This window comes from Candidatus Woesearchaeota archaeon (assembly GCA_018675335.1).
Taxonomy (GTDB): domain Archaea; phylum Nanobdellota; class Nanobdellia; order Woesearchaeales; family UBA11576; genus JABJCP01.
The window spans coordinates 136,771-159,473 of sequence record JABGYH010000009.1 but is presented as its reverse complement, the minus strand read 5'-3'; the positions used below and the strand labels follow the sequence as shown (position 1 = coordinate 159,473).

The window sequence follows — 22,703 nt, the reverse complement described above, 5'->3', positions numbered from 1 at the left end:
ATTTTATTTTATTGAGACTTGAGCCGTAATTTTTATCTTTTGAATTTAAGTTATTTAGTTTTAATTTCTGAGTGCAGTGTAGATATGATCTGGATTTGATAAAAAGTTTTCTCGACTTATTTCTTCTAAAACATAATAAACTTGTTTATCTTTAATTGTGAATTTATTATCTAATTCGTCAATGAATTCTTCAACCTCTCTTAAATTTTTGAAGATTCCTTCACAAAAATAATCAAATCCATTATTGACTTGAAATAAACTATTAACATTTGTGTGGTTTAAAAGATGTTGTCTAAGTTTTAGTTTAGTCTCTTTTTCGGTTTTTACAAAAATTTTTGTGATACAATTAAATCCAATTTTATTAAAATCAATTAAAGCAACATTCTTTTTTAACGCATGGATTTTTTGAAGTTTAAGTTTGTCGTGGATAGTTGATATTGGGACCTTTGTGGTTTTGCTTATTGTTGTAAGTGGAGTTCTTGCATTATTTCGTAAACAACTAATGATTTCTAAATCTTTTTTATCAATATATTGATTCATTTTTATCCCTCTTTTTTTGCTTTTTTTTAAATTATTTTTTTTATTTTTTTAGTTTGTTTTAAGTTTATTTTAAGGAGGTATAAGATTCTAAAGCTTATATAATTAATTCTTAAAACTTATATAGTAACTTATAATTATATATTTGATTCTTTTTTATATAATTTAGAAACGTTTAAATATTTGGCCTGTTTAGCCTTGTATTAATATGAAACGAAAAGTAATACAACTTGCTGGTAAAACACATGTTCTGAGCTTACCCTGCAAGTGGGTGAGACAATATGGAGTTAAGAAGGGTGATGAATTAAACTTAATAGAACACAAATCCTCACTTATTATTAATTTAGATAAAGCGCCTGATTATGGTCGTATTGAAGTTGACGTTAGTGGGAAAAACCCTATGATAAAACGAATTCTTGGTGCATTGTATAAAAGTGGATATTGTGAAGTAGAAGTTAGATTTTCTACACTTTTAGAACTCAAACAAGTTAAAGAAGTAATTCGAGAAGAATTTATTGGATTTGAAGTAGTAGATCAGGGGAAAAATTATTTAGTTTTTAAAAAAGTGAGTAATTTAGAATCAACAGATTATGAAGTTATGATGCGACGGATGATGAGGATTATTATTCAAACAAGTGAACACATAATTGAAGCGGTGGTGAATAAAGATTATGACTGGCTTACTTCAATTGTTTTAATTGATAAGGATGTAAATAAAATAGCAGATTTTTGTCGAAGAATTCTAAATACTGTTGGAAATAAAAATTATAAAAGAACTGGACCTGGATATTTTATTGTGGAACAATTAGAAAAAATATCTGATATGTATAGGGATATTTCCAGTTATCTTTCTGAACATAAAATTAAAGGGGAGTTGTTATCTTCTCAAGTTATTGGATTGTTTAAGCAAACAAATAAATTTTTTAAAATGTTTTATGAATTATATTTTAATTTTGACCTAGATTCATTTGTATTATTTGGTAAACAAAGATATTTATTGCAAAAACGATTTGAACAAATATTGGGAGAATCTAAATTTGGAAAAAACGATTTAAAAGTTATAATGTATCTTAATTTTGTAGTTGAAAGTACGTTTGATTTAAATGGGCCAATACTTGGAATTAAAATGTAAGAAAAAGTAATAAAAAATTTAAAATAATTTTTTTTAAAATTTTAGTTTTTATGTTTTTGATTTAAGCTAGATAATTTATTTATTCATATTCTGCCTCGAGCTTTTTCACCGTCGATGATTCGCTTGATTGCAAGAATATATGCTGCAGTTCTATAGCTAAATTTATTATTTTTATGTGTATTCACTAGATCATAAATTCTATTAAATGCTTCAATCATTTTTTTCTCAAGTTTTTGATTAACTTCTTCTTCATCCCAATAATATCCTTGATTATTCTGAACCCATTCAAAATAACTAACAGTAACGCCTCCGGCATTTGCTAAAATGTCTGGGAAAACTTCAATATTATTTTTATCAAGAATTTTTTCTGCATTATGTGTTATTGGTCCGTTAGCCAGTTCAATAATTAATTTAGCTTTAATTTTTGATGCATTATTTTCAGTAATTACATTTTCTAGTGCTGCGGGAACTAAAACATCAACTTCTAATTCTAAAAGATCTTCGTTAGACATTTGTTTTGTGTTTGGAAAATCTTTTACACTTTTAGTTTTGTGTTTGTGTTCTGTTACTTCTGATATGTTAAGTCCATTTTCTTGATAAATTGCGCCATGACGATCACTAACTGCCACAATTTTATGGCCCCATTCACTTAAGATTCTTGCCATGTGACTTCCTGCATTACCAAAACCTTGAATTGCAACGGTAACATCACTTAACCCTTTCTTTTTTAGTGCTTCACGTAAAACAAATGCACCACCAAGTGCGGTTGCATAACCCCGTCCTAAACTTCCTCCTGCAATAATTGGTTTTCCCGTAATTACTCCTGGAAGATGTTTTCCTTTAATTTTATTGTATTCGTCATTAATCCAACCCATAATTTGTGGTGTTGTATTTACATCAGGTGCGGGAATATCAATTTTTGGACCTATAAATAAATGAAGTTGTTTTACAAATTCTCTAGAAATTTTTTCAATATCGTCTGTTGTATATTCGTGAGGATCAAAAGTAACTCCTCCTTTTCCTCCTCCAAAAGGTAGTTGCATAACTGAATTTTTTAAAGCCATCCATAAAGCGAGCGCTTTTACTTCATTAATATCAACATCTTGGTGGAAACGTATTCCTCCTTTGGTCGGTCCTAATGCGTCATTATATTGAACTCTGTAGCCATTGATAATTTTTAAACCAAGGCTAGTTTTAACTGGAAAATTAACTGATAAAACTCGTTTAGGTTGGAATAATATGCTTGCTTCTTGAGTTGAAATTTTAAGCTCATCAATTGATTCTATTTGTGTAAGAATATCATTAATTCTATTTATTGTGTCTTGAAATGGGTTAATTTTGCTCATTATAATCTCCTCCTGTTAGATTTTAAATTTATTAATTTTAATCTATATTTTAATTTTTAGTAAGATAATTTGATTGATTAATTATTTTGAAAGAATTCTATATTTATATAGATTTGGTTGAGCTGCGATATACTTCTATTTTTTGGCAGTACTCTTTTTAGTTGAATTTGTTTTGGTTGTGGTATTAATTTCTATTTTTTTTGAATTAACTTTAATTGTTGAGGTTGTTTTTTTGGATGATTTGATTTTAGTTGTTGGATTTGAGATTTGGGGTAATTTAGGTTTTGTTGTTGAGTTTGGTTTGGTGATTATGTTTGATTTAATTGATGATTTTGATTTAAGTACAGTTGGTTTTTGTTTTATTGTCTGTTTTTTATTAGAGCTTTTTGTTGCAAGCTTTTTTTTTGTTATTTTTTTAACTTTTTTATTAACGTCGTGAGGAATTTTTAATTCTAGTTTAGGTATTGCTTTGATTTTTGATTTTTCTATTTCATTAATTGCTGCTTTATGAGAATTAATAATTTCTTTTAATTTATTGATGTGTTCTTCTGGGTGTGAACCTGAACTTGCAAGACGAGAATGCGTTTTTTCAAGATTGGTTAATTCTGCACGAATATCATCAATTTCATCAACTTTTTTTTGAAATTTACTTTCTCTTACTTCAATTTTTTCAAGAATTTTATTTTCTATTTTGTTAATGTCGATTGTATTTTTTTCTAAATCTAAATTGTTTTTTCGTGTTTTTGAGGGTGAGTTAATTTGTTCAACACGATTATTTAATTCTTCAATTTTTTCTTTTAATAAATTAATCATGTTATGTTCTTCACGTTGTTCGGTAATTAATTCTTTTTCATCCTTTAAAACTTTAGATAATTGAGTTTCAAGTTCTTTTATATGTCCATAAAGATCTGATTTAGAACTATCTTTATGCATTGCAACTTCTTTAAGTTCTAAGAGTTTTTTTGAAATTTGACTTTTTAATTGACGTTTTTCAGCAGTTTTTTTGCAAGCTAGTGCTAATGCATTAATGTAGTGTTTAATTCTTTTAGGATTAATTTTTTTTTTAGGTTCTACTTGATCCATTTTAATTAAGTTTTAAAATTTTAATTATAAAAATTTAAGAAATAAAAAATTATTTCATGAGTCCGCCGAATAGTGATTTCTTTTCAGGTGCTCCTTGAGGTGGTGCATTCATTGGTCCTGGGGGCATACCCTGTGGTGCCATGTTTTGAGGAGGTTGCATTTCGGGTGGCATTCCAGGTCCATCTAAAGGTGGAAGGTCTGGTGCTCCTTGAGGTGCAAAATTGCCTGGAGGTCCAAATTGATTGTTGTCAGGCATAGGCGCTCCAAAATCTGGTGCAGGTCCGGGGGGCATTCCTTGAGGTGGGAATTGATTATTATTTTGTGTAGGGTTTCCAAAATCGGGTGCTGGTCCGCCTGATAAAGGGGGAAGACTTGGTTGAGGTGGAGGAATTGGAGCTTTTGGTTTTGCAGAATCATTTGGATGTGAGTTTTTGAATTCTGATAATGTTTTATCCATTTCTTCAAATTTTTCACGAACCATATCTGCAATTGCAACAATACCCTTAGCAATTTTTTGATTTTGTTCAATTAACATATCAAGCTGTTCTTTAATAGGTCCCATTTGTTTTGTTACGAGTTCAGTGTCATGTTCTTCTATTTTCATTTCATCTGCAGCAGTTTTAAAAACTTCCATCATGGTAGTTAAACTAGAATTTAAACCTGAAATAGAATCTTGCAATGACTCGCCTTCTTTAGCACTAGAAAATGGATTTTTCTTAAATTTTTCCAATTCTTTTTTTAATCCAGAAAATTCTTTTTGAGAAACAATAGCATACTCTTCATCTTCTGCCATGATAAACACCTCTTTTTTTAAACGAATATTAAATTAAATGAAAAATTTATTTGTTTTTTATTGATTCTTATTATATCTTTATTAAATATAATTTAATCTATATTTTTAAATACTTATATTTTTATATTTATAAAGCTTTGCTTTTTAAGTGGTTTGTGGACGGAGAGAATGGGTTAGGTGATGTGTGTTTGTGATTGTTGTTTATGTGGTCAAAATTGTTGTTGGTAGGGGGGTTATTTGGTTTTATGTTTGGGATTTTATGGTTTAGTTTATTTTTGGGTTTATGTTTTGAGGTTATGTTTTGGTGTTGGTTTATGTTTTGTTTTTAAAAGTTATATTATGAATAGAACAAATTATTTTAAATGAGTGTGCTAATTTATATTTATCATAAAATGAATTTATATTTATTAAAAATAGAATAATATATTTTTTTAGAGGGTAAAAAAATGGCTGATGATCCAGGTGTAGAAGATAGGTTAGAAAGTAAAGATCCATTTAGAGTTTTAGGAGAACAAATGGTTAGTTTTGGATTTTATCCAAGTGGACTTGAAAATACCATTCAAGAAAAAGGTTTATCTCATGATCAATCAAGAGAATTGCTTGGAGGGTATATGTCTGCCATGGTTGAACAAGGGCAATCTCATGTATTGATGGCAGCATACGAAGCAATGAATAGTGGTTTAAAATTTTTAATACTTGATGAGGATAATTCTTTGAGGAGTGGATTAATTGGGAGACTAGTTCAAGTTAAAGATGATCGAGAATCATTGGTGAGAAAAATAAATTGTGAACAAAATAAAGTTCAAAAATCAATTGATCAAAGATTATTTGCACGAGCTGCAGAAGAAGTTGATCCAGAAAGTTCATTTGGTTTTTATCGTGAATTAGGTGATAAAGATGCAATTAAAGCATTAGGGGATAAACAATTTAGTAAAAATCCTATGTTTACATTGAATTGTTATAAATCTGCAGGTAGAGTGCATGAATTGTTGGGTCTTGCAAAGAAATTGTTGAATCGAGAACATGTTTTAGAATTTATTACGTCTCGCGAATTAAGATTTGTGTTTGAGGCGATTTCTTTGGATACAAATTATGAAATGGATTCAGTTGCAGAAAAAGAAATATTAAATGTGCGAGCAATAGAATTAGCAGTTTATATTGCGCCTTCAATGGTATATCAAAAAGCAAGAGCAAGAGCAACAGTTCATCAAACAAGATTAACTGATGATGAATCAAAATTAGACTTGTTAGCTCGAGCAAGAAAAGCATATGCTGAAAGTGGTGATGATCCAAGTTCTGAATTTAGAGAAAAAAAATCAGGTCAAACAGTTACTAGACTAGTTGATAAAGAAGGATTTAAATTATATGCGTTGCATTTGATGAAACAAGAAGATCGACTTTCAAAATCATATAATTTATTAGTTGCATTTTCTCAATCGGAATATGTTGGACCTGAATATTTGCAATTTGCAAAAGAATTGGTTGGTTCTAATTCTTCTGATGAATTATTTAAAGAACATGGATATGGTAAAAATTATCCTCAAGTTGTTTTAGCAGGTGCAAAACAATTAATAGAAGAAGATCCAAAAAAAGCTGCAGATATGTTTGGAAGATTAGGTGTTACCGATCATGATCGACAATTAAGTTATTTGTTTGAAGAAAGTGATCCTGAACGAGCGTATCGATTACATTTGTCGGGTGATGGTTCAGTTGATTTAGAGTTTTTAACTCAAGTACGTTTAAAAGTTTTTGATTCAAAAGGGGTTGAATCGGATTTGATGTTGAGTGAGAAAGATCCATTAGCAATTGATTTATATGTTGAATCTTTTGGTGCTGATCTTGCAAGTGTTGAAAAATGTTATCGAGTTGCGTTAAAATTTGGGCATGAAAGATTAGCTGAATTTAGAACTGCGTTAATTGAAGCAAATCCTCAAAGAGCATTAAACTATCATTTTGTTTTTGGTGGAAATGTTATTGATTCAGAAGGAATTACTCAAGCTCGAGCATATGTTCTTTCAAAACATCCTGAACTTGCACAAGTTGGGGATGATAACCTTGTTTGGAGTATGCTTGGACGACAACATTAAACTGAATTTATTTTTTAAATTTTTTTAATTATTATTTTTAATTTTTTTTACTTTTGTTGGTTATTTTTATTCTAATTTATTAAATTAATAAAAAAAAGAAATAAGAAAATAGATAATAAAAATTTTTTAAATAGTTACATTAAAAGTTAGTTTTTGATAAAATTTATTTTAACTTACATGTCAGGCATTCCACCCATTCCTGGAGGCATCATTGGAGGACCTCCTGGACCAGGACCACTTGCGCTGCCTGCAATCACATCATCAATTCTAAGAATCATTATTGCAACTTCGCTAGCACTACTAACTGCTTGACTTTTAATTTTTAAAGGTTCAATTATTCCTTCAGCTTTAGCATCAATTACTTTTCCTGAGAAAACATCAATGCCTGCCCATTTTTTGCCGCTATCATGTGCTGATTTAAGATTAGTTAACACATCAATCGGATCAAGACCTGCATTTTCTGCAAGAGTTCTTGGAATAATCTCAAGAGCAGTTGCAAATGCACCTACTGCTAATTGTTCGCGACCACTAAGACTTTCAGCAAATTTTCGTAATTCTTTTGCAACTTCAACTTCTGATGATGCTGCGCCTGCAACAATTTTTCCAACTCTTAATGCTGCTGCAACGTCTCCTATCGCATCTTCAACTGCGCGTTTAACTTCTGCAATTACATGTTCAGTTCCGCCTTTAATTAAAATAGTAACTGATTTTGCTTTTTTACATTCTTTAATGAATGTCATTTCTTCATTGCCTACTTTTTTCTCTTCAACAATTCCTGCGTTACCAAGATCTGATTCTTTTAATTCAGATAGTTTGCTGACAATTTTAGCACCAGTTGCACGACTTAATTTTTCCATATCACTTTTTTTAACTCGTCTTACTGTATAAATTCCTTTTTTTGCTAAAAAATGTTGAGCTAAATCATCAACTCCTTTTTGACATAAAAGTACATTTGCACCACTATTTGCAACATTATCTACCATGTCTCTTAGCATTTTTTCTTCCATATCCAAAAAAGCTTGTAATTGATTTGGATCTGTAATTTGAATTTTAGCGTCGATTTCAGTATTTTTTATTTCAAGAGAAGAATCAACTAATGCAATTTTTGCATTTTCTACACTGCAAGGCATTTCAGGATGAACTTTTTCTTTATCAAGAACAATTCCTTGAATTAGTTCTGTATCATCAACTGCTCCGCCTACTTTCTTTTCAAGTTTTATATTGTTAGCATCAATAACTATTTCGTTATTATTTTCTTCAGTAATATTGTCAACTGCGTGAACAATTAAATCTGCAAGTTTTTCTTTAGAACTTTCAGCACCTTTACCAACCATTGCAGTCATCGCAATTTGTTTTAGTGTTTGAGTATCAGATCTGGAAATTGGTTCTGCAATTGTCTCAAGAATTTGATTTGCTTTTTCTGCAGCCATTCTATATCCTTTAGCAATAACTGTTGGATGAATATCTTGTTCGAGTAAATCTTCTGCACGTTTTAAAAGTTCGCCTGCAAGAACAACTACTGTGGTCGTTCCATCACCAACTTCTGCTTCTTGAGTTTTTGCAACTTCAACAAGCATTTTTGCTGCGGGATGTTCAATTTGCATTTCTTCTAGAATTGTAACTCCATCATTAGTGATAATTACATCTCCAAGACTATCAACAATCATCTTATCCATTCCTTTTGGACCTAGAGTGGTTCTAACTGTTTCGCCAACTAATTTAGCTGCCATGATATTTGTTCTTTGAGCGTTTCTTCCTGTACTCCTTTGAGTTCCCTCTGGAAGAATAAAAATTGGTTGTATTTCTTTTCCTGACATTTTATTTTTACCCCCTAAAAATGGTTTGAATTGTGATTTTACACTCTTTAAGTGTATGATTTAGCGTTTTTAAGCTGGTTTTAAGCTATTTTTGGTCATATTTAAAGGTTTCGCTAATAGAAGAAAAAGGTTTAGTCTTTTATGATTATTATTTATTGTTATACATTATTATTCGTGGTTGTGCAATATTATTTATTGTTCTGCATTATTATTTATTTTTGTTTTTTTATTGTCTTTTATTTTAATTTTTTACTATTTCAATTTCGCTAAGTTGTTGTCGTAGGAGTAATACATTTTTTGCCTCATCTGATTGGCCTAGTTGAGAATACATTTGAATTAAACTTTCACAACTATCCCTTGCTTGCATTAAATGATATTCTTGTTCAAATCTAAGTGCAAATTTTTCATGTGAATATTTTGCTCTTAATTTATCTCTTGATCTATACGCAAATAATTCTAAATTTCTTTGAATTGAGGAAGCATAATATCCCATTAAAAAAAACTCATCCATATTTTGGCCTTCTTTTGATCTAGTTTTCACATAAATGTCTAAAAGAGTTCTTTTATCTTTTTCACTCACATAATTTGATCCAAATTCTAATAAACTAACTAAATCAAGTTGACAAGGTAATTTTTTATTTCCTTCAAAATCAATTGCCATAACATTTCCAAAAAATCCTAGTAAAATATTTTTTGGGTTGTGATCTTTATAATAATCTCTTGGAAGAGTAACTAAAAAATTATTAACTGCAAAATATGCGTGTGTTATTTTATTTTTAGTTTCGGAAGATATATTAAAATCTGGATCGTTGTCAAATGAGTTTAAAAATAAATTATGTATTCTCTCTGTAAAATAATATAAGTTTTTTTGAACAATATCATCTAAAGAAAAAGTTTCATCTTGCTCAGCATTAAATCCTTTATTGTGGATTTGAGCGAGTAACTTTACGCTTTCTTCAAGATGTCCATAAATATGTTCTCTATTAGAAAGATCAAAAACTGGTTTTGAACTATTTTCATTAATCGCGCGAACTAAACTTTTTTGAGATCTTTTTGCTAATAAATCATATAAACTTTCATTACCTGCAATTTTTAAAACAAGTGTTAATCTATCATTAAATCTGCGCACATCTAAACAATCAGCGACTTGAGGTGGCAAATATTCTCTAAAAATTTTTGTTTTATTATTTTCTTCTAGAAGTTGTGCTTCAAGATCTTGAATTTCTTTTTTTGAATTTGGATTTTTCGGATCTGCATGAGTTTTGAATAATAAAGTTTTTCTCACATAATCATTATCTCCAATTCTTAACACTAAATTTCGTCCACCAACACTATCGCTTGAATTTAATTTTTCAGTTTCTATTTGATCAATTGCAATTTTCCATTGAGTGTCTGCAAGTTTTTGTTTTTTCATTAATTCAAGAGATTGAGCATAAAATATTCTTAAATTATAGTCAGTAGGTCGTTTTGCAATAATTTCTTGCCAAACTTTTATTGCGCCCGAATAATCTTCTTTTAATTGAAGTTGTAATAATTTAGTTGCAATATCTAAAAAAGTATGGCGTCTTAATTTTCTTCTAGCAAACCACATTTTAGTTGCTAACATATCAAAAGAAGTAACTTCTGATTTTTTTTCAGTTGCTATTTTTGTTGCAAAATAAACTTGTTCTAAAACTCCATAACTATCTTGATATTTGTGATGCACTTCTGCGAGTCTTAATCTGTATGAAATTCTTTTGGGATCTAATTCTATTAATTTTTCTAAATCTGTTTGTTTTGCTTGATATCTAAACAATAATGCATTTGTCCAACTTTTTGTGACAAGAGCTAAATTAATTATTCCTTTTGTTTGATTTAAAACATAAAGACTGAGGAATGAAGGAATGCTAATTTGAAATGGTATTAGTCCTAATTGCGTTTGAGTTGTAGCAGTATCAAAACCTAAATCTGATAAATCAATTAGGGGATTTAAATAAATTCCAAAATAATTTGCAGCAAATATTCCTGAAATTGCCACCGCATGAATTGCTCCGGTGGTTAATACTGGTCGGGAATACATTTGTTTTCCAACTCTAATGATGTTTCTTTTTGAATTATTATTTTTGCTTGTTTTTTCTAATTCGTAATCTAATTCGTAATTTGTTTTTGCACCTAATTTTAGTGCTAATTCTTGATTTAATTTAGAATCTAATTGGTTAGTATCTCTTTTTGATTTTTCAAGTACGATGGAATCAAGATCTCTTTGAGCTGCTTTTTCTTCTTTAATTCTGACCCATTCACCAAGAAAGTTTGGATCTTCTCGTAATCTTTTATCTTCGGGAGAACCTGCGAAGTCCCAATCAAAATCAAGAACGTCAGAATGATCTAAATACCCTTGAGGGAAAATTGTTATTTCCTCAGAGGGAGGGGGTAATTGCTCTTCAATCATAATTTGTTCTAATTCAGAATTTTTTGGTCTGGTTGCTTCATGTTCTAAATATTTTGTTCTTAGTTCTTCATAATCTGGTCTGTCATGTAAGTTGAAATGATCTGCTGCTGCATTAAAAAAAGTTTCTGGATCAACAATTCCTCGTTTACCCATTCCAATTTCTAAGAATTCGCTTGTTTTTTCATCATCCGCTGGTTTGTTTGATTTTTTATTATCAGCCATGAATTTCTTGAATTAGGTTGTTTTTAAATTTTAAATAATGTTATATTCACTAAATAAATACGAATTTATTAAATAACTGTAAATAATTGTAACTTGTTGGTTTTATTTTAATTTTGGCATAACTTAAAAGAAATTCTTAAATATATTCTAAAGATCACAGTTTATATGATTGAATCATTATTTGGTAGAAAAAAGAAAAAACAGGGTTTGAAAGTTAAATCAAGATCAGTTGTTAAGCCTATTAAGGAAAAAGTAAATTCGGATGTTTCCGCAAGAAGATTTAATGAAATGATAGATTATTATTCTCATGAGCTTAAAGTTAGACTTGATGAACTTAATTCGTTACGTGAACAAAATGAGATTATTCTTAAAACTGCGCTTAAACAAAGTTCAAAAAATGATCATAGAGAATTACAACTTCAAAAATATCAAGAAGAAAATCGTATTCTACTCGAGAAAATAAAAGATTTAGAGAAGTTACAATAAAATTAAATTGAACGATTTTTTTGTGTTTAAACTTTTTTAATTAGAATTAATTTTTAAAAAAAGATAAGAAAAAAAATAAAAAATTAGGTTAAAAATTTTATAAATCTTTTGCCATAACTGTTTTTCTTTGATTTCCTTCAGCTCTTTCGCAAGCAGCTTTAAGTAAACAATGTGCGTAACAATTTAATGTTTCAGCAAGATCTCCTGCAACATTAGCGCCTTTTGCAGCTTCTTTAATTTTTGCTTTAACAATTAAGTTCTCTCCGTGTTTGCTTGCACAAGCAAATCCAAAAGGAACGTCTTTTGCCATAACAGTTTTTCTTTGATTAGCTTCAGCACGACTTACTGCGTCAGAAATTGCAGCTTCTACTTTTTTACTAAGAGCTTCAGCTAAATCTCCAGCAACATTACATCCTGGACATGCGTCTTTAATTTTTGCTTTTACTACTAAAATATCTGCCATATATATCACCTCGAAATTAATATCTTATATTTTTATATTTATTCTAAGTATTTGTTTAAGACCCCCTTAAACCACTTAAAACACCATATGGTTGTTTTTAACAGAATTTGAAGTGGTATATAAAGGTTTTGCTTAGATTAGTATGATTTTGATGTTTCAGGGCTTGTGAGTGGTGAATCAGAAAAGTGAGTGGTTGTTTTTAATTGATTAATTTTAATGTTTAATTAAGAATATCTAAATTTAAATTATAAACTATAATTATAAAATTTGTAAATAAATAAATAACCAATTACCCCAAAAATATGTTGAAATAAATGCTAATAAAAAACTTGGAATGAATGGAATTCCTTCTTTTATTGTAATTAAATTTATTTTCTTTTTTTTCTTTAATGCAATTAACGTATCTATTTGGTGTTGTTCAATTCCTAAATCTTTAGGTCCGCAAATTATTTTTTTATTAACAATTACATCATCAACAATCCAATCTCCTTCTGTTAGTTTTTCCGGACTAACTTCTTTTATCATTGCGCTTAATTCTACTGCTTTAAGATATGCTATTGCAAAGTAAGATGTGATAATTAGAATGGAAATTCCAATGAGTCCGATTAAGTATTCTTTTGGTACTAAAAATGCAGTTATTCCGACGAGAAGTGCTACTCCTCCAAAAATTATTTGTTCTATTTTTTGATCTTTTATTATTTGAATAAATGCTTCTTTAAATCTGTCTTTATGTTTGTAAACTAAGTAAAGAGAATAACCAAATCCATAAATTGCTCCGAAAATAACTAAGTTGATGAAAAAACCAATTAAGAATGTTGTGGTTGTTAATTTGATTCCAATAACTGCGCCCATTGCAATTAATATTTTGCTATCTCCTCCACCCCATTGGCCTGTATAAAACATGATGAGTGCGAATGCAAGTAATACTGTGAATCCAATTAGTCCTTCATAAATAAACCAAGGATTGGAAGTTATAAGTGAAAAAATAATTCTTAAACCTAATCCTGCAAAGACAAGGCCATAGCTTATCCAATCTGCAACTTCGCGAATTTTGAAATCAGAATAACTTCCAACTATTAAAGCTAGAAATATTAAAGAATATGCAAACACTTCAAATATCATAAATTCATGATAAACTTTAAATATTTAATAACTTATGTTATTATTGTGAAATAGTATATTATATAAATTGAGATTGTTATGTTTTTTTTTTAGAGTTTTTTTTTAGAGGAGTATCATGTTTAAACCAAGATTAAAACCAGAAAAAATGCCAAAACACGTAGCATTAACTGCTAGTGGACATTTAGGGTGGGCTTCCAAAAATGAAGTTGATATACAAACTACATTCAAATATGTGTTTGCCAAATTAAATGAAATAATTGAACTTCAACTAAAATATGAAATTCCACTCACCACCGTTTATTTATTAACAAGTAAAGTATCAGATTCAGAATATTTTACTGAAATAATTGATTCTTTGGTTGAACAGTTTAATGTTTTGGCCCATAATGAATTGGTTCATGATAATAAAATTAAAATTTCAATACTGGGTAAATGGTATAACCTTCCAAATCGAGTTGTTGATCCTATAAAAAAAATTATTGATGAAACAAAAGATTATGATCATTTTTTTCTAAATTTGTGCATAAATTATGATGGGAAAGAAGAAATTGTTGATAGTTGTAAAATGATTTCTAGAAAAATTCTTGCAGATAAAATTGATATTGATGCAATAAATGAAGAAGCAATAAAAGATAATCTATATTCTTCATATTTTCTTCCGCCTGATTTGATAATTAAAACTGGCAGGAGTAAACAATTAGGTACATTTCTTCTGTGGGATAGTCCTAATGCAATTATAGATTTTACTGATATTTTTTGGATAGATTTTACTGAAAAAGATTTTGTTGAATCTATAAAATATTATCAAAATAATTCTAGATAATTAAGTTGGTTTCTGAATTTATTTTTAGATAAATTAAAATACTAATGCGAAATGATGTGTATTCTATTCGTTTGATGCGCGCGAATATTTTTAATGTTTATGTGTTAAAAATTTTAAAAAAAAGAGGTTGAGGCAATTTTTTATGAATAAAACAGAAATGATGCTTTTTAGTTTTGTAGTTATAGCAATATTTACGCTAGGCGGATTATTTTTTTATGAATATAGATCAGTTTCTTTGCAATTAGTTAGCACATATGGTTTAATTGCTATGTTTTTTTTAGTAGTAATAATTGATGGTTTTTTACAACCCATACCTCCTGACGTATTTGTTTTTGGAGTTGCAATAAGTGGCGCAAATTTCTTTGCAGTTGTTTTTGTTGCAGCTTTTGCTAGTTGTGTTGGTGGATTTATTGGTTATCAAATAGGAAAACAAATTGGAAAAAGAAAATTTAAAAAATGGTTTGGTAAAGAACATTTGGCAAATGGGAAAGTATTATTTGATAAGTATGGTGCTTGGGCACTTATTATTGGTGCAATAACTCCAATACCTTATAGTCCATTATGTTGGGTTTTAGGAATTTATAGAATGAATTTGAAATTATTTGTGTTTACTAGTTTTTTGGGTAGATTTACTCGATTTTTAATTGTTGGATTAATTGGAATTGCAATATAATAATTTAAAAAAAATAAAAAATTTTAAAAGTTTTTGTTGAAGTTTTAGTTTGTTTTATTCTTCTACGGGAATGTTAACATCATCAGTTGTTAAGGTATTAATTGCAACTTCTGTATATGTGTGTTCTTCTAACACTTCTTCGCCTACTTCAAGAGGTTTAATTTTTTGATACTTCATAACAATTCCTGAAAAACTATCCAACCAAAATTTTTTATTATCATCAGTTTGAATTAATTTTAGTGTTCTTCCTTCAAGCATTTCTTCGCTAATAATTTCAGCGTACTTAATTGATTTTATTAAATCTAATGGAGTAACAATATTTTCTTCTTTAAAATTAAGATCAAATGTTTTTCCTCTTCGTTCATCTAAACAATCACTATCAGTTTCTGCTAGATAACAATAACCGGTTGTAGTTTGTTTTGATCTGTCAATAAAAACTGCGTCAACACGCTCTGCGGGAGTATAAGATGAAGATGCTCTTTTTGTTTTAATTAAATCTCCTTTAACCCAAATTTCTTTACCTTGAGAAGTTCCGCTGTCTAAATAATAATAATATGATTCAATTTTTTCATGTTTTTCTAATAATTCTACTGCTTTTGCAGTCATAGTTTTTTCTTTAATTTCTTCTTTTTGTTCTGGCTGAGGTAGAATTTGAGGTTTATTTTCTAATTTTATGATTGGATCATCATTTTTTGGAGTTGTTGTTGGGTCTGTTTGTTGAGTGTTTGTTGGGTCTGTTTGTTGAGTGTTTGTTGGTTTTGTTTGTTGAGTGTTTGTTGGGTTTGTTTGTTGAGTATTTGTTGATTCTGTTAGATTGTTAGTTTGACATTTCTCTGGGCTGGTTGAAGTTGTTCCATCATCGCAAACATATCTGGTTGCACAGCCAAACATTAATCCCATTATGCAAACCATTGTTAATAATATAATGATTGATTTTAATTTGTTTAGTTTCATATAAATCCCCCTTATTATGTTGATTTGTGTATTGTTGATTATTTATTATTATGTTAGTATAATTAGCACATATTGTGTTGTTATATTTAGTATATATTGTGTTGTTATAGTTATCATATATTGTGTTGTTGATATTGTATTGTTGATGTGTGGTGATTGTATGATTTTATTAAATATATAAAAATTACTGAAGTTTTGAGTTTTAATTTGTGTGTTAGAATTTAATTATTGGTTAAAATACCTCTAGTTGGGCATAATTAACCATAATATTTATAAATAGTCACTTTTTCTTATGAAATTACCTATGATTTATGACGGCGATCAAGCCTGAATGAGGGTTAATATTCTATTAATCCAACGATCTAAGCACGTAATAATATAGTTAAATTGCGTAAAATACTAATTTGGGGTGTATACAAATGGTAGGTCAAGAAGTTAGTAAAGAAATTATGGAAAAAGTTTATGAAATAGTTGAAATTGCAAAAAAAACCGGTAAAGTAAAAAAAGGTTCAAATGAAGTAACCAAAATTCTCGAAAAAGGAAAAGCAAAACTAGTAGCAATAGCTAGTGATGTAAGTCCAGCTGAGATTGTAATGCATCTTCCTGTTCTTTCAAAAGAAAAAGAAGTGCCTTGTATTCAAGTAGGAACTAGAGAAGAATTAGGTGCTGCGTCAGGACTTGCAATACCGACCAGTGCGGTAGTAGTAGTTAATGAAGGAGATGCAGAAAAGTCATTGAAACAATTACTTGCAGAACTTGCAAAATAAATTGGTGTTAAAATATGGCTAAAATCGATACAAAATCAAGAAAAGATTCAAAGGGAAGAGATGCAGGTAAGGGCGGAATTAACTTTACGTTTGCAGTTCCTGCTAGAGTTGAAGAAATTATCGGCAGAACAGGAACTCGAGGGGAAGCAATTCAAGTACGATGTAAAGTACTTTCTGGAAGAGATCAAAACAAAATTCTTAGAAGAAATGTTAAAGGTCCTGTACAGTTAAATGATGTCTTAATGCTGCGAGAAACTGAGATTGAGGCAAGACCTCTTCAAAGTAGACGTAAGTAGGTGAGTTTAAAAATGGTTATTTGTTCATTTTGCGGAAAAGAAGTTGCTCAAGGTTGCGGTAAATTATATATCAAAACTGACGGTAGAGTCTTAAATTTCTGTAGTAGAAAATGTGAAAAAAATATGTTGTTATTGAAAAGAAAACCAAGAAACATTAGATGGACTGAAGATAGTATTAAAGAGAGAAAACTTGCAAAAGCGAAGAAAGAAGGAACTGCAGTAGCGAAAAAAAGCAAACCTGTTGCTAAATCAAGCGCTAAAACAGTACCTAAAACAGAAACTAAGCCAGTAACAGAAACTAAATCAGTATCTAAAACAGAAACTAAAACAACTGCAGCTAAGGAATAAGAATATAATTTTAGATTTAATTTGTTAAATATTTAATTTGTTAAATATTTAATTTGTTAAATCTTTGATTAATAATTATTTGTTTGTTGTTGATATTTTTTTTATTTTTTTATGAATTTAAATTTTTTTTATTTATTTAATGATTATTAATGATTGTTAATCTCAAATAAATTTGTTGAATAAAATAAATTTTAACTAAATTTGTTGGAAAATTGTGTTGAATTTAACAAAATTTATTGAATTTAATAATAAAAAGGTGATTTTTATGATAGAAAGAACATTTATTGCTCTAAAACCTGACACTGTTCAGAGAGGACTCATCGGTGAGATTATATCTCGATTCGAAAAAACTGGCCTTAAAGTTGTCGGTATGAAAATGGTTTGGGTTACAAAAGAGCTTTCGAAAAAACATTACAAAGCTCATGTAGAAAAACCATTCTATCCTGGTTTAGAAGCAATGATTACTGAAGGTCCAGTTATTGCAATGGTTCTTGAAGGAGTTCATTCAATTGAACTTGTAAGAAAACTTGTTGGAAGTACTGAACCTAAAAGTGCAGCACCTGGAACTATCCGAGGGGATTATTCTCATATTAGTTATTCTCAAGCAGATAGTAAAGGAATTGCAATGAAAAATATCGTGCATGCTTCAGGAAACAATGAAGAGGCAGAATATGAAATTAATTTGTGGTTTTCCGCAGAAGAATTACATACATATGAAACAGTAAATGAAAAACATGTGTTTTAAGAAATTTAATTGTTTAATTAAATTATTTTTTTAAAAATAATGCTGATCGAAAATAACTGCTGATCAAATAATATGATTATGCTCAAATAAAATAATTATGATTGAAGCAGAATCAAATTATAATAAAATCAAACAAATTAACAAATCAATATGAATTTAAAAGGTGATATTTAATGGCTAAAATGAGTGAACGTGTTTTAGACGCGATGAAGTTTCCTAAATTAATTAGAAACATTGCAATTTGTGCTCACATCGATCATGGAAAAACAACTTTCTCAGATAATTTACTTGCAGGTGCAGGTATGATGAGTGAAGATCTTGCAGGAAAAGCAAGAGTTACTGACTTTCATGACGACGAACAAGAACGAGGAATCACAATTGATTCAGCATCAGTATCTATGGTTCACAAGATGGGCGATGATAATTATTTAATTAATTTAATTGACACTCCTGGACACGTAGATTTTGGTGGTGACGTTACTCGAGCTATGAGGGCAGTTGATGGTGCGATTGTACTTGCTTGTGCAGTAGAGGGTGTAATGCCACAAACTGAAACAGTTCTTAGACAAGCACTAAAAGAAAGAGTTAAACCAATTTTATTTATTAATAAAGTAGATCGATTAATCAAAGAAGTAAAATTAACTCCTGAAGCTATGCAAGATAGATTCATAAAAATAATTAATCAAGTAAATGGACTTATTAAAAAAATTGCTGAGCAAGAATACGGTGAGAAATGGCAAAACAATGTTTTAGATGGAAGTGTTTGTTTTGGAAGTGCATTTCATAATTGGGGATTATCTATTCCTTACATGAAGAAACATGAAGTAAGTTTTAAAGACATTATTGATGCTTATGAGAATGATACCTGGAAAGATTTGAAAAAAGTAGCTCCAATTCACCAAGTAATTCTTGATGCAGTAGTTGAACATTTACCAAATCCAATTGTTGCGCAAAATTATAGAATCCCAAAAATTTGGCACGGAGATTTAGAATCTGAAGATGGAAAATCATTGATGGTTTGTAATCCTGATGGGCCTGCATTTTTTGTAGTTACAAAAATTGTAGTAGATCCACAAGCAGGAGAAATTTCTACTGGAAGACTATTTTCGGGAACGCTAAATCGTGGCGATACAATGTATATGAGTAAAGCTCAACAAAATATGAGATTACAACAAGTATTTGTTATGAATGGCGCAAAAAGAGAGATTGTAGATCACGTACCTGCAGGAAACATTGTTGCAGTTGGTGGTTTGAAAAGTCGTCCTGGAGAAACAGTATCTTCAGTGGAATGCGAACCATTTGAACAGATCTCACACATATTTGATCCGGTTGTTACAAAATCAGTAGAAGCAAAAAAACCTGCTGATTTACCAAAACTAATCGAAGTTTTACACATTGTAGGAAAAGAAGATCCAAGTATTCACATTGAAATTAATGAAGAAACTGGAGAGCATTTAATGAGTGGAATGGGAGAATTACATTTAGAAGTAATCGAAAATAGAATTAGAAAAGATAAAGGAATTGATATTCAAACTTCTCCACCAATTGTTGTATATAGAGAATGTATTTTGAAACCAAGCACAGAAGAAGCTGAAGGAAAATCTCCTAACAAACACAACAAATTATATTTTAGAGTTGAACCACTAGAGCCTGCTATTGTTGAAGCAATTCAAAAAGGTGAAATTAGATCTGGTAGGGTTAGAGCTAAAAAAGATGAAGAAATTGGAAAAAAATTCGTGGAACTTGGTTATGACACAAAAATTTCTAAAGGTGTAAGAGATATATTTGATGGGAATGTTTTTATTGATGCAACAAGGGGAATAGTTCACATTGGAGAAATTATGGAACTTGTACTTGATATGTTTGAATCAGTAATGAAAACAGGACCTGTTGCAAATGAACCTTGCTTAAAAGTAAAGATAAGATTAATGGACTGTAAATTACATGAAGATGCAATTCACAGAGGTCCAGCACAGCTTTATCCTGCAGTAAGAGAGGGTATTAGAGCAGCTATGGCGCTTGCAAGTCCAGTATTATTTGAACCAGTACAAACATTACAATTTGAAGCACCTACTGAATACATGGGTGAGATTAGTAAATTAATCAGCAACAAACGAGGACAATTATTAGATATGACTCAAGAAGGAGATTCAGTAACTGTTCTTGGAAAATTACCTGTAGCTGACATGTTTGGGCTAAGTAATGATTTAAGAAGTGCAACTGGTGGTCGAGGAAACTACTCTTTAGTTGAGCAAGCATTCGAAAGATTACCTGGAGAACTTCAAGATAAAGTTGCAAAACAGATTCGACAAAGAAAAGGACTTAAAGATTAATTTTGAATAATTTTTTTTTTTTTTTTGAATTCGTTAATTATTTTTTAATATTTTTTAAATTTTAATATTTTTTTATTATTTTTTTATTATTTCCTTGTTTAACTGATTTTTTAAGGAGCATATCAAAAATCAAAATCAGACAAGTAAGGGTGTTAAAAAGGGTTTTTTAGTATTTTTTTCATATTAAAAGACGAAAACCTTTTAAATACACTCATTATCCTTTTAAATCTGGGGTTGGGGCGGAATGACTGTTTAAACCCACTTAAAAGGCCACATGTTGGTCTAATTCACAAAAAAGGATAAGATTATCGTAATGCATAAAAACGGAGGGATATTTTATGGCAAAAGATAAAACCCACATGAATGTTGTCTTTATTGGACACGTAGATCACGGTAAGAGTACAACTGTTGGTAGACTAATGTTCGATTCAGGAACAATTGATGAACAAGCAATGAGAAAATTAAAAGAGAAAGCAGCAGAACTTGGAAAATCTGGTTTCGAATTCGCTTTCGTAATGGATGGTTTAAAAGAAGAAAGAGAGCGAGGAGTAACAATTGACCTAGCTCACAAAAGATTTGAAACTGATAAATACGAATACACGATTATCGATGCTCCAGGGCACAAGGATTTTATTAAAAATATGATTACTGGAACATCTCAAGCAGATGCAGCAGTAGTAGTAGTTGCTGCTAATGATGGAGTAATGGCTCAAACAAAAGAGCATATCTTTTTATCCAAAACATTAGGTGTTGGTCAAGTTATGATTGCAGTTAATAAGATGGATATTAAAGGAGTAGAGTATAGTGAAGCAAGATTTAATGAAGTAAAAGAACAAGTATCAAAATTACTTCAAATGGTTGGGTACAAACCTGATACAGTAAAATTCTTGCCTATTGCTTCTTTAGTTGGAGACAATATTATTAAGAAAAGTGAAAATATGCCTTGGTATACAGGACCTACACTTCTAGAAGCATTAGATCAACTAGAAAAACCTGATAAACCTACACAATTACCATTAAGACTGCCTTTACAAGATGTTTATAACATTACAGGTATTGGAGTAGTTCCAGTGGGAAAAGTAGAAACAGGAATTATGAAAGTTGGTGATAAAATTATTGCTGTACCTGGACGAGAAGGTAAAGGAGTTCTTGGTGAAGTAAAAAGTATTGAGATGCATCACGATCAGATGCAACAAGCTGAACCAGGAGACAATATTGGATTCTCAGTAAGAGGACTTGGTAAAAAAGACGCAACAAGAGGAGATGTATTAGGTCATGTATCTAGTCCACCAACAGTAGCATCTGAGTTTACTGCACAAATCGTTGTATTGAACCATCCAAGTGTAATGACTGTAGGATATACACCAGTATTCCACATTCACACAGCACAAGTTGCTTGTAGAATCGTTGCAATTGAGAAAAAACTAAATCCAACAACTGGAGAAGTTTTAGAAGAAAATCCTGACTTTATTAGAAATGGAGATGCAGCGATTATCAAGATCAAACCTGTACAGGCACTATGTATTGAGCGACAAAAAGACATTCCTCAGATGAGTAGGTTTGCTATTCGTGACTCAGGACAAACAGTTGCAGCAGGAATGTGTATTGATCTTGTTGAAAAGAAAATGCAACAATAAATTTTTTAAAATTTTTTATTTTTTTTCATATTTTTTTTGGAAGGGGTGCAAGTTTTAACCGATTTGTATGCCTAAAACCAAAAAGCATAAAAGGAAGCACAAAAATCTGAAGAACTAATAACATAAAAAGGTACAAAATGCAAAAAGCACGTATAAAATTAACATCAAGTAACATTGATCGAATCAATGAAGTATCTAAAAGCATAAAAGATATTTCAGATAAAACAGGAGTTCAAATACGTGGTCCGATACCGCTTCCTACAAAGAAACTTAAGATTACAACAAGAAAAACACCTTGTGGTGAAGGAAAGGCTTCATGGGAACGTTATGAGATGAGAATTCATAAAAGACTGATTGATCTTGGTCTGGATGAACGTGCGTTAAGACTTGTTATGAGAGTTCCAATTCCTGATGGATTAAAAATTGAAATTGAAATGCTCGATTAAAATTTAAAATTATTTATTACTTCTATATTTCTTTAATAAAATATTCATTTGATTGTTAAATTAAATTTTGGTATGTTTTTTAATAGAATTTTATTGTTATTTCAGATTGAATTAGGTTTAAATTTGGGTTTATTTATTTTGGTTAGTTAAATTTGTGTGAATTAG

General features: G+C 29.9%; 21 protein-coding genes. 12 read left to right on the top strand and 9 right to left on the bottom strand.

Annotation, left to right across the window (positions count from 1 at the left end; translation table 11 throughout):
- Nucleotides 1-60: 60 nt before the first annotated feature.
- Complete coding sequence (locus tag HN587_08015; protein ID MBT7903781.1) at nt 61-540, bottom strand: Lrp/AsnC family transcriptional regulator; 480 nt, start codon at nt 538-540, stop codon at nt 61-63.
- A gap of 205 nt (nt 541-745) precedes the next feature.
- Between HN587_08015 and HN587_08010 the strand changes: the two genes are divergently transcribed.
- The gene (locus HN587_08010; protein ID MBT7903780.1) at nt 746-1,669 is read left to right on the top strand and encodes a hypothetical protein; all 924 of its coding nucleotides are present in this window, start codon (nt 746-748) and stop codon (nt 1,667-1,669) included.
- A gap of 83 nt (nt 1,670-1,752) precedes the next feature.
- Here the strand turns inward: HN587_08010 and HN587_08005 are convergent, their stop codons facing one another.
- The 3 genes from HN587_08005 to HN587_07995 all read right to left on the bottom strand — a co-directional run bounded on the left by HN587_08005 (nt 1,753) and on the right by HN587_07995 (nt 4,891).
- Nucleotides 1,753-3,015: a Glu/Leu/Phe/Val dehydrogenase gene (locus tag HN587_08005; protein MBT7903779.1), complete on the bottom strand. Its 1,263-nt coding sequence runs from the start codon at nt 3,013-3,015 to the stop codon at nt 1,753-1,755.
- Nucleotides 3,016-3,150: 135 nt separating this feature from the next.
- Entirely contained in the window at nt 3,151-4,098 is a 948-nt protein-coding gene (locus HN587_08000) for a hypothetical protein (GenBank protein ID MBT7903778.1), read from the bottom strand.
- A 49-nt stretch (nt 4,099-4,147) separates the two neighbouring features.
- Complete coding sequence (locus HN587_07995; GenBank protein ID MBT7903777.1) at nt 4,148-4,891, bottom strand: hypothetical protein; 744 nt, start codon at nt 4,889-4,891, stop codon at nt 4,148-4,150.
- Nucleotides 4,892-5,337: 446 nt separating this feature from the next.
- Here HN587_07995 and HN587_07990 point away from each other — a divergent pair, with 446 nt between their 5' ends.
- The gene (locus HN587_07990; GenBank protein MBT7903776.1) at nt 5,338-6,978 is read left to right on the top strand and encodes a hypothetical protein; all 1,641 of its coding nucleotides are present in this window, start codon (nt 5,338-5,340) and stop codon (nt 6,976-6,978) included.
- A gap of 173 nt (nt 6,979-7,151) precedes the next feature.
- On the opposite strand, the gene HN587_07985 is transcribed toward HN587_07990, so the two are convergent.
- Nucleotides 7,152-8,795 carry a thermosome subunit gene (locus tag HN587_07985; GenBank protein ID MBT7903775.1) on the bottom strand — a complete coding sequence of 548 codons (1,644 nt, stop codon included), beginning with the start codon at nt 8,793-8,795 and terminating at the stop codon, nt 7,152-7,154.
- A 241-nt stretch (nt 8,796-9,036) separates the two neighbouring features.
- The gene (locus tag HN587_07980; protein MBT7903774.1) at nt 9,037-11,445 is read right to left on the bottom strand and encodes a hypothetical protein; all 2,409 of its coding nucleotides are present in this window, start codon (nt 11,443-11,445) and stop codon (nt 9,037-9,039) included.
- A 165-nt stretch (nt 11,446-11,610) separates the two neighbouring features.
- Between HN587_07980 and HN587_07975 the strand changes: the two genes are divergently transcribed.
- Nucleotides 11,611-11,931, top strand: coding sequence for a hypothetical protein (locus HN587_07975; GenBank protein ID MBT7903773.1), 321 nt, complete (start codon nt 11,611-11,613; stop codon nt 11,929-11,931).
- A 97-nt stretch (nt 11,932-12,028) separates the two neighbouring features.
- Here HN587_07975 and HN587_07970 read toward each other — a convergent pair whose 3' ends face one another.
- Complete coding sequence (locus tag HN587_07970; GenBank protein ID MBT7903772.1) at nt 12,029-12,241, bottom strand: DUF1931 domain-containing protein; 213 nt, start codon at nt 12,239-12,241, stop codon at nt 12,029-12,031.
- Between the two features lie 411 nt (nt 12,242-12,652).
- The gene (locus HN587_07965; protein ID MBT7903771.1) at nt 12,653-13,516 is read right to left on the bottom strand and encodes a prepilin peptidase; all 864 of its coding nucleotides are present in this window, start codon (nt 13,514-13,516) and stop codon (nt 12,653-12,655) included.
- A gap of 115 nt (nt 13,517-13,631) precedes the next feature.
- Here HN587_07965 and uppS point away from each other — a divergent pair, with 115 nt between their 5' ends.
- On the top strand, nt 13,632-14,339 hold the full coding sequence (uppS, locus tag HN587_07960; protein MBT7903770.1) for a di-trans,poly-cis-decaprenylcistransferase: 708 nt from the start codon (nt 13,632-13,634) through the stop codon (nt 14,337-14,339).
- Nucleotides 14,340-14,481: 142 nt separating this feature from the next.
- Entirely contained in the window at nt 14,482-15,012 is a 531-nt protein-coding gene (locus HN587_07955; protein MBT7903769.1) for a DedA family protein, read from the top strand.
- 54 nt (nt 15,013-15,066) lie between these two features.
- On the opposite strand, the gene HN587_07950 is transcribed toward HN587_07955, so the two are convergent.
- Entirely contained in the window at nt 15,067-15,966 is a 900-nt protein-coding gene (locus HN587_07950) for a hypothetical protein (protein MBT7903768.1), read from the bottom strand.
- Nucleotides 15,967-16,385: 419 nt separating this feature from the next.
- Here HN587_07950 and HN587_07945 point away from each other — a divergent pair, with 419 nt between their 5' ends.
- The 7 genes from HN587_07945 to HN587_07915 all read left to right on the top strand — a co-directional run bounded on the left by HN587_07945 (nt 16,386) and on the right by HN587_07915 (nt 22,538).
- Complete coding sequence (locus HN587_07945; protein MBT7903767.1) at nt 16,386-16,733, top strand: 50S ribosomal protein L7ae; 348 nt, start codon at nt 16,386-16,388, stop codon at nt 16,731-16,733.
- 14 nt (nt 16,734-16,747) lie between these two features.
- Nucleotides 16,748-17,029 carry a 30S ribosomal protein S28e gene (locus tag HN587_07940; GenBank protein ID MBT7903766.1) on the top strand — a complete coding sequence of 94 codons (282 nt, stop codon included), beginning with the start codon at nt 16,748-16,750 and terminating at the stop codon, nt 17,027-17,029.
- Between the two features lie 12 nt (nt 17,030-17,041).
- Nucleotides 17,042-17,377 carry a hypothetical protein gene (locus tag HN587_07935; protein ID MBT7903765.1) on the top strand — a complete coding sequence of 112 codons (336 nt, stop codon included), beginning with the start codon at nt 17,042-17,044 and terminating at the stop codon, nt 17,375-17,377.
- A 259-nt stretch (nt 17,378-17,636) separates the two neighbouring features.
- Nucleotides 17,637-18,122 (top strand): nucleoside-diphosphate kinase, encoded by a 486-nt coding sequence (gene ndk, locus HN587_07930; protein MBT7903764.1) that lies wholly within the window; start codon nt 17,637-17,639, stop codon nt 18,120-18,122.
- A 173-nt stretch (nt 18,123-18,295) separates the two neighbouring features.
- Complete coding sequence (locus HN587_07925; protein ID MBT7903763.1) at nt 18,296-20,455, top strand: elongation factor EF-2; 2,160 nt, start codon at nt 18,296-18,298, stop codon at nt 20,453-20,455.
- Between the two features lie 338 nt (nt 20,456-20,793).
- Nucleotides 20,794-22,092, top strand: a complete 1,299-nt coding sequence (gene tuf, locus HN587_07920; protein MBT7903762.1) for a translation elongation factor EF-1 subunit alpha — start codon at nt 20,794-20,796, stop codon at nt 22,090-22,092.
- 137 nt (nt 22,093-22,229) lie between these two features.
- Nucleotides 22,230-22,538 carry a 30S ribosomal protein S10 gene (locus HN587_07915; protein MBT7903761.1) on the top strand — a complete coding sequence of 103 codons (309 nt, stop codon included), beginning with the start codon at nt 22,230-22,232 and terminating at the stop codon, nt 22,536-22,538.
- Nucleotides 22,539-22,703 lie beyond the last annotated feature (165 nt).

What these genes read in the sequence shown, in the direction of transcription:
- HN587_08015 (MBT7903781.1), bottom strand. Translation starts at nt 540, where the DNA reads ATGAATCAATATATTGATAAAAAAGATTTAGAAATCATTAGTTGTTTA.
- HN587_08010 (MBT7903780.1), top strand. Translation starts at nt 746, where the DNA reads ATGAAACGAAAAGTAATACAACTTGCTGGTAAAACACATGTTCTGAGC.
- HN587_08005 (MBT7903779.1), bottom strand. Translation starts at nt 3,015, where the DNA reads ATGAGCAAAATTAACCCATTTCAAGACACAATAAATAGAATTAATGAT.
- HN587_08000 (MBT7903778.1), bottom strand. Translation starts at nt 4,098, where the DNA reads ATGGATCAAGTAGAACCTAAAAAAAAAATTAATCCTAAAAGAATTAAA.
- HN587_07995 (MBT7903777.1), bottom strand. Translation starts at nt 4,891, where the DNA reads ATGGCAGAAGATGAAGAGTATGCTATTGTTTCTCAAAAAGAATTTTCT.
- HN587_07990 (MBT7903776.1), top strand. Translation starts at nt 5,338, where the DNA reads ATGGCTGATGATCCAGGTGTAGAAGATAGGTTAGAAAGTAAAGATCCA.
- HN587_07985 (MBT7903775.1), bottom strand. Translation starts at nt 8,795, where the DNA reads ATGTCAGGAAAAGAAATACAACCAATTTTTATTCTTCCAGAGGGAACT.
- HN587_07980 (MBT7903774.1), bottom strand. Translation starts at nt 11,445, where the DNA reads ATGGCTGATAATAAAAAATCAAACAAACCAGCGGATGATGAAAAAACA.
- HN587_07975 (MBT7903773.1), top strand. Translation starts at nt 11,611, where the DNA reads ATGATTGAATCATTATTTGGTAGAAAAAAGAAAAAACAGGGTTTGAAA.
- HN587_07970 (MBT7903772.1), bottom strand. Translation starts at nt 12,241, where the DNA reads ATGGCAAAAGACGTTCCTTTTGGATTTGCTTGTGCAAGCAAACACGGA.
- HN587_07965 (MBT7903771.1), bottom strand. Translation starts at nt 13,516, where the DNA reads ATGATATTTGAAGTGTTTGCATATTCTTTAATATTTCTAGCTTTAATA.
- uppS (MBT7903770.1), top strand. Translation starts at nt 13,632, where the DNA reads ATGTTTAAACCAAGATTAAAACCAGAAAAAATGCCAAAACACGTAGCA.
- HN587_07955 (MBT7903769.1), top strand. Translation starts at nt 14,482, where the DNA reads ATGAATAAAACAGAAATGATGCTTTTTAGTTTTGTAGTTATAGCAATA.
- HN587_07950 (MBT7903768.1), bottom strand. Translation starts at nt 15,966, where the DNA reads ATGAAACTAAACAAATTAAAATCAATCATTATATTATTAACAATGGTT.
- HN587_07945 (MBT7903767.1), top strand. Translation starts at nt 16,386, where the DNA reads ATGGTAGGTCAAGAAGTTAGTAAAGAAATTATGGAAAAAGTTTATGAA.
- HN587_07940 (MBT7903766.1), top strand. Translation starts at nt 16,748, where the DNA reads ATGGCTAAAATCGATACAAAATCAAGAAAAGATTCAAAGGGAAGAGAT.
- HN587_07935 (MBT7903765.1), top strand. Translation starts at nt 17,042, where the DNA reads ATGGTTATTTGTTCATTTTGCGGAAAAGAAGTTGCTCAAGGTTGCGGT.
- HN587_07925 (MBT7903763.1), top strand. Translation starts at nt 18,296, where the DNA reads ATGGCTAAAATGAGTGAACGTGTTTTAGACGCGATGAAGTTTCCTAAA.
- tuf (MBT7903762.1), top strand. Translation starts at nt 20,794, where the DNA reads ATGGCAAAAGATAAAACCCACATGAATGTTGTCTTTATTGGACACGTA.
- HN587_07915 (MBT7903761.1), top strand. Translation starts at nt 22,230, where the DNA reads ATGCAAAAAGCACGTATAAAATTAACATCAAGTAACATTGATCGAATC.